Below are 12,518 nucleotides of genomic sequence, written 5' to 3' on the forward strand. Positions count from 1 at the left end.
GGTTTAAGTATTGGGGTGCTTTTGTATTTTTAGGAAATCGTAAAAGGATATTCCATGCTTACGTATTTTAAAGCGCTTCTAGGCTTTAGAGACCAATTTTTAGAAGAGGTAGACACCATGAAAAAATACTTGATAGTAGGTCTAGGCAATATAGGTGATGAGTATGCCGAAACCCGACACAATATTGGTTTTAAAATTTTGGACGCCCTTGCAGATCAAAAGGAGCTGAGTTTCGAAACCCAAAAGCTTGGTGATGTGGCTATCTATAAATTGAAAGGCAGAAGCATACTCTGCCTAAAACCATCAACCTATATGAATTTAAGTGGCAAAGCGGTGCGCTATTGGATGGAAAAGGAAAAAATCCCCTTGGAAAACCTCCTTATAATAACGGATGACATTAATCTTGCCTTTGGAACGCTTAGACTAAAGACCAAGGGAAGCGATGGCGGGCACAACGGTTTAAAAGATATTCAACAGATACTGCAAACCACGAATTACAATCGATTCCGATTTGGTGTAGGGTCTGAATTTGGAAAGGGCAGGCAGGTTGAATATGTCCTGGGCCAATGGAACGAAGATGAAAACGCCAAAATGAAAGAGCGCTTGGAAAAATCCGTAGCGCTTATCGAATCCTTTGTACTGTCTGGTGTATCAAGGACCATGAATCAATTTAACGGGGCTTAAAGGACAGTAAAACTATAAATCCCTGAATTCGTTGCGTTGCCTTCAGCATCCCTTGTGACCACACTCCAATAATACGTAGTTCCTGAAAGGACCGAAACTTTCAAAGTGGTGGCAACATCAGACAATGCAGCTTCAAGATTTAAAGGCGGATTCTGCTCTGAAAAATACACCTCGATATTCTCTATATCATCATCTAAATCCGATGCGGACCAAGACAGGGTCACCTCATTGTTAATATCCTTAAAGACCCTTTCAGACATACTAGGCGCCAATATTTCAGCGGGGAAGGGGGCAAAGGTGGTTCTCGATCCCGCATTATAAAAATTCCACTGTTCACTAGAAATCGTATTATCTACCTGATTGTTCCTAGATCGTACCAGCCATGAATATGGTTGCCCTTTTAACAAGGGAAGACTGGCCGTTGTGCTTTGGGTGGAGATGGTCTGGACCGTATTGGAACTTATATTTGTGACCCGTAATTCATAACTATCCGTATTGTCCGATCTTTGCCAACTAAAGGTAACCCTGCTTGTGGTAGCATCCTGATCTACCCCGGTGGTGCATTCAGAATTTTTTTCCGGGAACAACAATAGAACCCGCTCCGGAGGTTTGGGGTCGTCTTTCTTTTTACAACCAAACACCGCAAAAAGGCACACAAGAAGTAGTATCTTTCTCATCATCTTTTTAAAATCTTAGTTGTTTTCTTCGTTCCTCTACTATCATATTGCAAATAATACATACCAACGGGCAAAATACTCAGATCGTATTCCTTGGAGGAAATGCCATCCTGAATTTTATCCGTTCGCAATAACCTACCATCCGAACTGAACAACATAATTGTAGCCCGTTGCGTGGGTACGTCAAAATAGATTTCAATAAAATCGTGGAAAGGGTTAGGGAAAACTAAGGGACCTTCGGAAAGAACTATTTCCTCTTCATATATTCCTTGGCAAGGAATATCGGTATACACCTTTAAAAAGTTGATTCCCTTGGACAGATCCACCGTAAACTGGTCGTCCGCTGTATAGGAAGTATACCCATTAAGTTCCACATAATATCCTTTTGCTCCTTGCAAATCCAAAACTATTTGGGAAGCCTGTAAGGAAACTTTGGACGTAACATTCAGTGGCGCGGGTTCCGTGATGACCACTTCCAAACAGAAAGGTTCATAGCTAATGGTGCCATCGGTTCCGGTAATACAGATATCGTAGGTTCCCGCACCTAAATCCGTTAGGTTGAAACTATTGGTAAAATTATCGATAATATTGACCCCATTCCCGTTTATGGTTATTTCATAGTCCAAGAATACCTTGGGCACTATCCGTATGGCGCCGTCATTATTGGGCCTACAGGTTTCGCTCTCCAAGCTTACATTAAAGTTTTCCTGGGTAAACCTGTAAATGGCACAACCGGATGCATCCACCTCCTGTCCCAGTGGGGTATCGAGACAGAGGTCCTCGCCATCATCGAAAACTCCGTCTTGATCCGCATCGGGCCTAAAGTCACCCTCCACACAGACCTCCAAGGAGAAATTGTTTAGCCTTCCTCCATCTGATGCTGCGTTGTCCTGTATTTCCAGGACCCATTCCCCTAGAATGGACTCCCCATAAAAGGAACTCAAGGTACCAATGGGCCTCACGGTACCGCTAATGGCAGGAGAACCTAAGCAAATAAAGGCATTAGCTGCCTCATCGTCAAAAATGGCATTGATGTCTGAATTGTTCCCACAGGCACTGGAAACCAACACCACCGTAGTTCCTGAAGGGGAAGTTAGGCTGATGACCAAATCCGACAGATACGTATGTTCAATATCCAGGTTTACGTTGATATCCGCCAAATTCAAATCCTGATAGAAAAGAATTCTTGAAGTTATCGTTGGCGTGCCCACAGGTGAAATAGTGATAGGGACATTATTGCTAGCCTTGGTAATACAATTAAACTGAATGGTCGTAAAGCTGAACGTTGTCCCAAAAACGCCTTCCCCACAAGTGTTCTTGGGTTTTACCCGCCAAAAATATTGGGTTTCGTTCAACAATAAGCTAGGCTGGTACGAATTGGTAGCTACCGTTTTGGATTCAATAATAGTTGCAAAACCCACATCAGTGGCTATTTCCACATCATATGAGGTACTTACCAAGTCCGGTTCCCATTCCAAAAGCACATCTTTTGAAACATCCAAGCTTCCATCCGATGGAGCGGTAAGTACGATTTCCGAGAAATTAGTGTCGTACACGTTCAATTGCACAGTTGTGCTTTTTGTTATAGAAGCCGCAGTGGCCACTATATCCACGGAATAACTACCTATTGCCAGATTCGACGTTCCCGAAAAAGTTAGATCTATGGGCGTATTTGAAACGGACACGGTATCCTGTGAAAAAGTTGCGGTCACGCCAGGCGGTAACGACCCAACACTTAGGGTGCTTTCCTCAGTGAAACCTAAATATGTTTCATAATTGAAACTGACGATTAAATCGTCCGGTTTGCAGACCTCATAATTGAGGTTGTCAAAATTAAGTACCACTTCAGATTCAGTAATGGAAAAATCGGCCTGGTTCACGGAAAAGAAAATATTGTTGGCCGCCTTTACCATAAACCTGCCGGAGGTGGTACTATATCCCCCCGGAATAACAATGGCATGACTTCCATCATTGGTTACATTTTGGGCAATCAAATTTGGAAATGAGAAGCCCCCATCCGTGGAGAGAAAAATATCCACGTTCTGCGCGCCAATGGGAAGTACATTGGTATTTGCAACGTCCCAGGTAATGGTCTCCGTCTCGCCGGCCACAAAAGAAACGGACGATTCTTGGGAGGTAACCACAAAGGGACCTGCCTCCCTGAATACCGATACCGTAACCTCATCAGAAGCGGATTGTCCACCGTTCAAAACATTATCCCGGACGGTAAGCGAAAAGTTCAGGTCGCGCTGCACATTGGAAACCGTTTCCCATGCACCCCCCTCGACCGGAGTGGTTTGGGTAAGGTCACCCGATACTACCCTGCTCAACCTTGGAAAATAACGCTCAGGTGAAATGGACGGTGGCAACGAACGAAACATGGCACCTGTGGGATTGTTAGGTCCAAAGGTAGCCTGCGTGACGATGCCATTGTCTATTTGCTCCCAATCGTAGGTCAAAACATCCGTGGTATCAGGATCACTGGCACTTCCGGTCAAAACAAAAGCCGTTCCAATGGGAATGGTATAATTGCTCACCGGATTTAGGATAGGGGCGTTATTGGCCAAAGGTATGGTTTCGCCACAGCTAATGGTCTGCAAATATTCCCTCACCTGCACAATGCTTACGTAGTGAAAATAATCATCGGAATTGGTTGCTACGTCATTATTACCAGTAATTCCGGCGTATCCCATGATGGTGGTACCGCTTCCAGGTTCGACTTGGACCAGGGTACCTTCGGACAAATGTGAAAACGTATGGTTCGCCCCAAATTGATGCCCCATTTCATGGGCCACCAAATCGATATCAAATTGATCTCCTTGCGGTAAAAACAGCGTGGTATAGGCACTTCCTTTTCTGTTATCCTGACATACGGAACCAATAAAACCGGAATTTCCATCCAATGTCCCATCTTGTTGATTGAACAAGTGGCCAATATCATAATTCGCCTCACCAATGACACTGGTCAGGGTATTCTGTGTCTGTGAACTAAGCCCACCCGAAAATGGGTCCGTATCCGGGTTGGTATAAATTACCTGATCCGTGTTGGCAATCAACTCCAAGGTAACGCCAAGGTCCCTTTCAAAAACGCCGTTCACCCGTGTTAAAGTGGCATTGATTGCCGCAAGGGCATCGGCAATGGTACCCCCATGGAACTGGGTATATTCCCCGGATGCCGCTATTGCGACCCTAAACTTTCTTAAACTCTGGTCATCCACCAACTTGGCGGTGGACGAGCCTAACATGGAAGTAAAGGAATCAGGACTTGTTTTACAGACAAAATCCAATTTCTGGGTCAAATGATCTTTTGCGTTGTAAATGATATAATCTCCGCTGGCTCCCTTTTCCATATAAACGGTGCCCTCCTTTTTTGGATCCATGATCATCGTCTGCAGCCCCTTGGAAGAAAGACTGAAAAATATTTTTTTCCCATCTGCCTCTACGCTCTTTCCTCTGTAGGATTTTATAGTGGGGTATTTTTGCGCCAATCCCGGGGCGAACAATTGGGATTCCGCTACTTGAAAGGGAATCAAATTACCTTCATCATCAGGAAAATACAGGGTCTTGGTCATACTTTTAGCCCTGGACACCCCTAAAAGTTCCGATTTTAAAGCCGCTTCATCCAAGGTGAACGCCTTGGCCTTATGGATATCCAATCGCTTTAATGTTACCTGCCTATCCTGATTTTTGAGATCCACCTTGCCCCAATATTTGGTCTGTGCAAGCCCAGAAAAGGAAAGAAATGCTATGGTAATTGAGAAAACAAGACGTAATTTAGCGGTCATTGTGGGGCTTTTATCTCCAAATCAAATATAGTTCTTTTTATTTTCTAGCACAGTTGATTACAGTTCAAAGCATTTCCAAATACGATGAGGAACATCCTGTCGCCATAACTATTGGCACCTTTGACGGGGTACATATAGGTCACCGAAAAATACTCGAAAAAGTCATAAATCGTGCCAAGAACTCCAACTTAAAATCGGCTGTACTTACTTTTTTTCCGCATCCGCGCATGGTATTGCAAAAGGATGCCGATATAAAACTTCTGAATACCATAGACGAAAAAAAATACATTCTGGAAAAAATGGGTCTTGACATTTTGGTCATCCACCCATTTACGAAGGAATTTTCCCGTCTATCGGCAACGGAATTTGTACGGGACCTTCTCGTAAACAAACTAAAATCGAAGAATGTCATCATTGGTTACGACCATCGCTTTGGAAGAAACAGGACCGCGAACATAACTGATTTGATTGCTTTTGGAAATGCGCTCGACTTTTCCGTAGAGGAAATTCCTGCACAAGAGATCGATGAGGTATCCGTAAGTTCCACTAAGATAAGGAAGGCATTGGAAAATGGGGAAATAGAAACGGCCAATGCCTATCTGGGTTATGAATACATGCTTACCGGTACCGTTAAAAAAGGAAAAGGGCTAGGTAGAATAATCCATTTTCCAACGGCAAACCTTCATGTAGAAGAATCCTATAAACTCATTCCAAAAAACGGATCTTACATTGTAAAAAGCCACATTCAGGGAACGGAGGTGTATGGTATGATGAATATTGGCTATAACCCAACGGTGAACGGCACATCCAAAACCATAGAGATTCATTTTTTTGATTTTGACGATGACCTCTATGACCAAAAGCTCCAAATAGATTTGTTATCCAGACTCCGGGATGAGCAAAAGTTCGATTCCCTGGATGAACTGAAATTACAATTGGCCAAGGACAAGGAGAAATCGCTGCAATTTATATCCAATAGATAATGATGCTCAACAGGTTGTTATTTCATAGAATTGACAACAGCCCGCTTATCATTTTCCGAATATTTTTTGGCGTTCTCGTTTCACTGGAATGTTTTGGTGCCATAGCCACGGGCTGGCTCAAAAGGAATATCGTAGCGCCCCAATACACCTTTCCCTTTATTGATTTTGAATGGCTGGAAGCCCTTGCCGGGCCGGGTATGTATTTTTATTTTTCCCTGATGGGTATCTTGGGAATATGTATAGCGTTGGGGCTAAAATACAGATTCTCCATACTGGCTTTTACCTTGCTCTGGACCGGAAGTTACCTAATGCAAAAAACGGCCTACAACAACCATTATTACCTACTTGTACTGGTATCTTCCCTGATGTGTCTGTTCCCGGCCAATAAATCATATTCCTTGGATGTTCGCATGGGAAATGTACAAAGGGAAAATTCCATGTACGGCTATGTGAAGTGGATCATAGTCCTGCAATTGTTCATCGTGTACACCTACGCCTCCATTGCAAAACTGTACGGAGATTGGCTGGATTTTGGCATTATCGATATACTGATGAAGTCAAAGTCCGGCTACCCGCTCGTTGGTGATGTATTGCAACAGCCTTGGATGCACAAAATCATCGGGAGCTTTGGGATTATTTTTGATTTGTTGGTGATTCCGGCCTTGCTTTGGAAAACCACCCGAAAAGCGGCCTTTATCGCCTCCATTTTCTTTCACCTATTCAACTCCATCATATTCCAGATAGGAATATTCCCGTATTTATCTTTGGCTTTTACCGTGTTCTTTTTTGAACCGGAAACCATCCGCAAGCTATTTTTCAAACGTAAAATCCCATTCAGCCTCCAGAAAACGGTAGTCCCAAACTATAAAAAACCATTTCTGATAGTGTTCGGCATCTATTTTTTACTTCAGTTTATCCTTCCTATCAGGCACTATTTTATAAAGGACGATGTGTTATGGACGGAAGAAGGTCATAGAATGAGCTGGAGAATGATGTTAAGGGAAAGAAGTGGTACGGGTATGTTTAAGATGGTGCGAAGCAATGGCAACGAGATTTTCATTGATGTAAATAAATTTCTCACTGCTGGACAACAACGTAAAGTGCTGTCCTATCCCGATTTTGCATGGCAATTTGCCCAGTACTTAAAACGGGACTTAAAGCAGGAAGATGAGAAAGTTTCTGTATATCTTGTCAATTCAAAAGTGAGTATCAATGGTAGGCCTGCTGTCCCTTTTATAGACCCAACCGTTGACCTTGCAAATATTCCTTGGACGCCATTCAAGCACAGTGATTGGATTCTCCCCTCTCCATTCAAGGACTAAAATTTTATCGCCCTTTGGCAAAGTTGTAAGGGCATCCCCCAGGGATCTCGGAGCATCACGAGGTGACTACCATCCGGCTTATGAACTTCCTCAAAAAAAGTGGCCCCTTTTGCCACCAGGCGTTCTTTGTCCTTCTGGGCATCGGCAGAAACAAATGCCACATGAAACGTCAACGGATGTTCGGCTTCAAAATTCCTTTTTGCGGAATCGTCCCTACTGTAAAGTTCCAAAACTACCCTTCCCGTGCTATCCGCCAAAAAGGTCATAAAGGGGGCGACCTTTTGCTCGCTTACGATGGTTAGACCCAAATTCTGGCAATACCAATCAACCACCTGCCCAATATCGGTAACGTTCAACGCAAAATGCTCAAAAACCATAAACCTTTCTTTTAGGATCTAAAAGTATACCTTTTAAATGATAAGTTTAACTTAAATTTGCTGCCAAAATATACGGAGCAATGCTACAGTTACAGGTCATACGAGAGGAAAAGGATAACATCATCAAAGCCCTTAAGAAAAGAAATATTGATGCCGAATCCATGCTGAACGGCGTACTTCATTTGGATGAAAAAAGACGTGCTACCCAAACCCGATTGGATTCGATCCTTGCGGAATCCAACAAGTTATCCAAAGAAATCGGTATGCTTTATAAATCAGGTAAGGCCCAAGAAGCGAATGCCTTAAAAGAAAAGACGTCGGACCTTAAGGATGAGTCCAAACAATTAGGGGAGGAACTGACAAATACGGCAGAGGAACTTCAATCGCTTTTATATCAAATTCCCAATATCCCCAACAAATTGGTACCGGCAGGAAGTTCTGAGGAGGACAATGAGGAAGTTTTTAGGGAAGGAGACATTCCCAAGCTGGAGGATGGCGCACTGCCCCATTGGGAATTGGCCAAGAAATACGATATTATCGATTTTGAGCTCGGAGTAAAAATTGCAGGGGCCGGTTTTCCCGTTTACAAAGGAAAAGGAGCACGTTTACAGCGCGCCTTGATCTCCTATTTCCTGGACAAGAATACCGATGCTGGCTATACGGAAATGCAGGTGCCCCACGTGGTAAACGAGGCTTCTGGGTATGGAACCGGTCAATTGCCGGACAAAGAAGGACAGATGTATCATATAACTGCAGACGACCTGTATCTGATACCTACAGCGGAAGTTCCAGTAACGAATATTTTTAGGGACACCATCCTACAGGAAAGCGACTTTCCCATAAAATACACTGGTTACACGCCTTGTTTTAGAAGAGAGGCGGGAAGCTATGGTGCCCACGTTCGGGGACTGAACAGGTTGCACCAGTTTGACAAAGTGGAAATTGTACATGTTGAGCACCCCAAGAAGTCCTATGAGGCCTTGGATGCCATGGTGGAACATGTAAAGACCATATTGAGGGAATTGAAATTACCTTATCGGATTTTACGGTTGTGCGGCGGGGATTTAGGGTTTACTTCTGCCCTCACCTATGATTTTGAGGTCTTTTCCACGGCACAGGACAGATGGCTCGAAATTAGTTCCGTATCCAATTTTGAAACGTATCAAGCAAATCGTTTAAAATTAAGGTACAAGGACGAAAACGGAAAAAGTCAACTCGCACATACCCTGAACGGAAGCTCTTTGGCCCTACCCCGAGTCTTGGCAGGGATCCTGGAAAATTATCAAACCGAAAAAGGAATAAAAATTCCCGAAGTATTGGTGCCCTATTGTGGGTTTGATAAAATAGACTAACCCTTAAACATCATTATATTTGAATTCGTAGGATTCCCACTGATAACCCATTTGGACCCTGCGAAAGGCGAATATTTTTTCCCCGTCCGTACGCACGTTAATGATTCCCGGCAATACCTTCTTAAATCGTTGACGGGCTTCTGTGTTTGCCAAGGAATCGGAAAAATCAAGGTCTCCCAAGGTGGTTACCGCGGAAGCGGAATGCACTTGTGCCTCAACGTCTCCCGCATCCACAAATAGAGCTGAAAGTTCCGTAGAAAAAATAAGGGGCATTTTTCCCCTGCCGGCCAACCCCAAACCTCCTAAAAAAACCGCTCTTGGGTGACCATGATCGGGTGTTTCCCCGGAAGAAACCACAGTGACCATGGGGTTCACATGGTTGAGCAAATTTTGGGAAAACTCATGGCTGCCGTGATGGGGCGCCTTAAAAATATGGGCATTTACTTTAAGGGTATTCCCCGGTGTAGACAAGAGATGTTCACTTCCCTCTATGTTCAAATCGCCCGAAAAAAAAGCTCGGACATGATTATAATCTATTCTAAAAATCAATGAATGCCCATTAATGGTATGGGATTTTCCGCCAAACCATTTAAAGGAATTGTCGGGTTCCAGAGTAGGTCCCAATATTTCCAATTGCACACTTGCGTCCCCAATGGGTAAATAACCTTTGGAGGCGTCCACCCTTTGATAGGTAGCTCCGGAGCTTTTAACGGCATCGATCCAATCCCCAAAATCACTTTTCAGACTTTCGTTTTCCAAATCCTGTACCGAGTCATGAATGGTTTTCAAACTATCATTTTCCATGGTACCTATTTCCGTGTTATGTCCATCGGCATACAGACCTATTCCATTATGGTAAATATGTTTGACCGTAATTTTGGGGTGATCTAGTAGCGGTGCAAGCCCATCAATATGGTCTTTATCGGCATGGCTTAAAAACAAATGGTCTATAATTACGCTGGTATCGGGTTGGTCCAATCGGTATTTCCAAATAAGAAAACCCAAGGCCCTGTCCTTTAATCCGCCATCAACCAAAATTTTTACGTTATCAGGGGTTACCGTGAAAGAAGCATCCCCTTGCCCAATGTCCAAAAAATAAAACTCCAAACTCCGTTTTGACAATAACGTGGTGTTGGAAGCAATTTTTCCTTCGCGACCCCTATAAATGGCCGTTCTATAACTATCCGCAATGCTGTCCTCCCAGGGTTCAGCCATAAGCTCATCGCCATAGATTACCACATAACTAACGTCTTCAACGCCGTTGTTAAAGTAGAACCGTTTCGTTTTTGAACCTAAAAACCGTGTTTCCATTAAAAATTTACTTGATAGGAGATTTTCTCTCCTCTTTTAAAGCTACGTTTAAATCCAATTCCTACATTTAAAATATTATAATTTGTAAGTAAAATTGTATGATTTGCAATAGAACCAACTAAGTAGATTCGTTGTATTGACCTAATTATGGTTCAGTTAACAGATTCTTTCAGAGTACTTGTTTAAATTTGATAAATTTCAAGTATGAAGCTTCTTGGATTTTTTACTTTTTTACTCTTCTCCCTAACCATTTACGCCCAGGAGGACTTTTTGGCCAAGCAGTATTTTGAGGATGGCGATTTTGAAAAAGCGGTCGTTTTTTACGAAAAATTGGCCAAACAAAATCCGAGAAGAACGGACTATCTACAAGGTCTTATTGCCTGTTATCAACAGCTGGAACGCTACACCGATGCCGAAGCCTATCTTTTGGAACAGTTGAACCAGAGAAACCCGCATCCTACCCTATTGATAGAAATGGGTTATAATTATTCCCTCCAGGACATGCCGGAAAAGTCCGAAGATTATTATGACCGCGCCCTGGCATTTATCGAAGAAAACCCAAACTATGGATATGCTTTGGGCTACCAATTCCAAAAATATACCTTATTGGATAGGGCCGTTGCCGCCTACAAGAAGGCCATGGAACTGAATCCTACTTTGGACTACAATTATCAGTTGGCCCGAATTTACGGGGAACAAGGCGATATAGAAAAAATGTATACATCCTACCTAGAGCTTTTAGTGAACAATAAAACATCTAAATCCAATATCCTTAGAAGTATTGATGACTTCATAACCTCAGACCCGGAAGATGTCAATAACCAGACCCTTAGAGCTATCCTACTCCAAAAGGCACAAAAAAATCCTGACATCATCTGGAACGAATTGCTGAGTTGGTTGTTTATAAAACAACGGCAGTTTGAAAGTGCACTGCGTCAGGAAAAAGCCATTTTCAAACGTATGGAAGGCGGTAATACCGGTAGATTGGAAAATTTGGGGGCCACGGCTCTTGAGGAGAACGAACATGAAGTTGCAAAGGATGTTTTTGAATATATAAAAGAAGAAAGCGCGGACCCTATTGTACAATTGAACGCAGAGCTGCACTTGATCGACATCGCCTTGGTAGAGATCGAAAAAAATCAGTGGGATGGTATCCAAAAACGCTATGAAGCGCTCATAGAACAGTTCGGGTACCAGACCCAAACGCTCCAGCTCCAAGTCGCTTACGCCAATTTCCTCACCTTTAAAAAGGACGAGCCAAGCCCTGCTATAGAACTGCTTAAAAACAGTTTGGAGCTACCTATGAACGAACGGAGCAAGGCCTACATCAAGCTTGCTCTTGGCGATATTTTGGTTTATGACAAGCGATTCAACGAAGCCCTCATATATTTTTCGCAAGTTCAGGACAAGTTAAAAAACGATGTTATGGGACAGGATGCCCGTTACAAAGTTGCCGAAACGAGTTTCTACAAAGGGGATTTTGACTGGGCACTGACACAGCTTAAGGTACTCCGGGGTTCTACCTCCCAACTCATTGCAAACGATGCCATGCAGTTAAGTCTATTGATATCCGATAATTCCTTGGAGGATTCCACCCAGACGGCTTTAAAGAAATATGCCAGGGCGGATTTTCTAGCGTATCAGAACAAAACGGACGAGGCCATCGAAGGGCTCAACGATATCTTGGAAAATCACAAAGGGGAGAAAATCGAGGACGAGGCCCTACTGAAACAGGCCCAATTACTGGAATCCCAAAAAAAATATGAAGCGGCGGAATTCAACTATCAAAAAATCATTGAATTCTACGGTAACGGTATCTTGGCAGACGATGCCCTTTTTGCCCTTGGGGAGTTATACCGAAATGTTTTGGACCAGCCCGATAAAGCAAAGGCCTACTACGAACGCATCATTTATGAATTTCAGGACAGTTACTACTTTCCCCAAGCGCGCAAGAATTTTAGAATGTTGCGAGGGGATGTGGTCAATTAGCGTTTAATAGTTGAAAGTACAGATTGCAGAGTTAAGAG

At 43.2% G+C, this 12,518-nt stretch carries 9 protein-coding genes; 5 read left to right on the forward strand and 4 right to left on the reverse strand.

All coding sequences use genetic code 11. From position 1 onward, the window contains the following. Positions 1–54 precede the first annotated feature (54 nt). Positions 55–684 carry an aminoacyl-tRNA hydrolase gene (gene pth / locus DZC72_RS03365; RefSeq protein ID WP_125221473.1) on the forward strand — a complete coding sequence of 210 codons (630 nt, stop codon included), beginning with the start codon at positions 55–57 and terminating at the stop codon, positions 682–684. On the opposite strand, the gene DZC72_RS03370 is transcribed toward pth, so the two are convergent. Both DZC72_RS03370 and DZC72_RS03375 read right to left on the reverse strand, forming a co-directional pair. Then, positions 681–1,364 carry a hypothetical protein gene (locus DZC72_RS03370; RefSeq protein WP_165869266.1) on the reverse strand — a complete coding sequence of 228 codons (684 nt, stop codon included), beginning with the start codon at positions 1,362–1,364 and terminating at the stop codon, positions 681–683. The genes pth and DZC72_RS03370 overlap by 4 nt on opposite strands. Next, a complete protein-coding gene (locus DZC72_RS03375; protein ID WP_125221474.1) occupies positions 1,361–5,146 on the reverse strand; it encodes a reprolysin-like metallopeptidase in 3,786 nt (1,261 codons plus the stop codon). The genes DZC72_RS03370 and DZC72_RS03375 overlap by 4 nt, the downstream gene beginning before the upstream one ends. A gap of 53 nt (positions 5,147–5,199) precedes the next feature. Here DZC72_RS03375 and DZC72_RS03380 point away from each other — a divergent pair, with 53 nt between their 5' ends. Together DZC72_RS03380 and DZC72_RS03385 are read left to right on the forward strand one after the other, a co-directional pair. Continuing rightward, the gene (locus DZC72_RS03380; RefSeq protein ID WP_125221475.1) at positions 5,200–6,129 is read left to right on the forward strand and encodes a bifunctional riboflavin kinase/FAD synthetase; all 930 of its coding nucleotides are present in this window, start codon (positions 5,200–5,202) and stop codon (positions 6,127–6,129) included. Beyond that, positions 6,129–7,451: an HTTM domain-containing protein gene (locus tag DZC72_RS03385; protein ID WP_317127091.1), complete on the forward strand. Its 1,323-nt coding sequence runs from the start codon at positions 6,129–6,131 to the stop codon at positions 7,449–7,451. The genes DZC72_RS03380 and DZC72_RS03385 overlap by 1 nt, the downstream gene beginning before the upstream one ends. Here the strand turns inward: DZC72_RS03385 and DZC72_RS03390 are convergent. Continuing rightward, positions 7,448–7,828: a VOC family protein gene (locus DZC72_RS03390; RefSeq protein ID WP_125221476.1), complete on the reverse strand. Its 381-nt coding sequence runs from the start codon at positions 7,826–7,828 to the stop codon at positions 7,448–7,450. The two genes, DZC72_RS03385 and DZC72_RS03390, sit on opposite strands and share 4 nt — an antisense overlap. Before the next feature lie 80 nt (positions 7,829–7,908). Between DZC72_RS03390 and serS the strand changes: the two genes are divergently transcribed. Next, positions 7,909–9,180, forward strand: coding sequence for a serine--tRNA ligase (gene serS / locus DZC72_RS03395; protein ID WP_125221477.1), 1,272 nt, complete (start codon positions 7,909–7,911; stop codon positions 9,178–9,180). 3 nt (positions 9,181–9,183) lie between these two features. Here the strand turns inward: serS and DZC72_RS03400 are convergent, their stop codons facing one another. Beyond that, the gene (locus DZC72_RS03400; protein ID WP_125221478.1) at positions 9,184–10,491 is read right to left on the reverse strand and encodes a ComEC/Rec2 family competence protein; all 1,308 of its coding nucleotides are present in this window, start codon (positions 10,489–10,491) and stop codon (positions 9,184–9,186) included. 204 nt (positions 10,492–10,695) lie between these two features. Here DZC72_RS03400 and DZC72_RS03405 point away from each other — a divergent pair, with 204 nt between their 5' ends. Next, positions 10,696–12,480: a tetratricopeptide repeat protein gene (locus DZC72_RS03405; protein WP_125221479.1), complete on the forward strand. Its 1,785-nt coding sequence runs from the start codon at positions 10,696–10,698 to the stop codon at positions 12,478–12,480. Positions 12,481–12,518: the final 38 nt, after the last annotated feature.

This window comes from Maribacter algicola, assembly GCF_003933245.1.
Taxonomy (GTDB): domain Bacteria; phylum Bacteroidota; class Bacteroidia; order Flavobacteriales; family Flavobacteriaceae; genus Maribacter; species Maribacter algicola.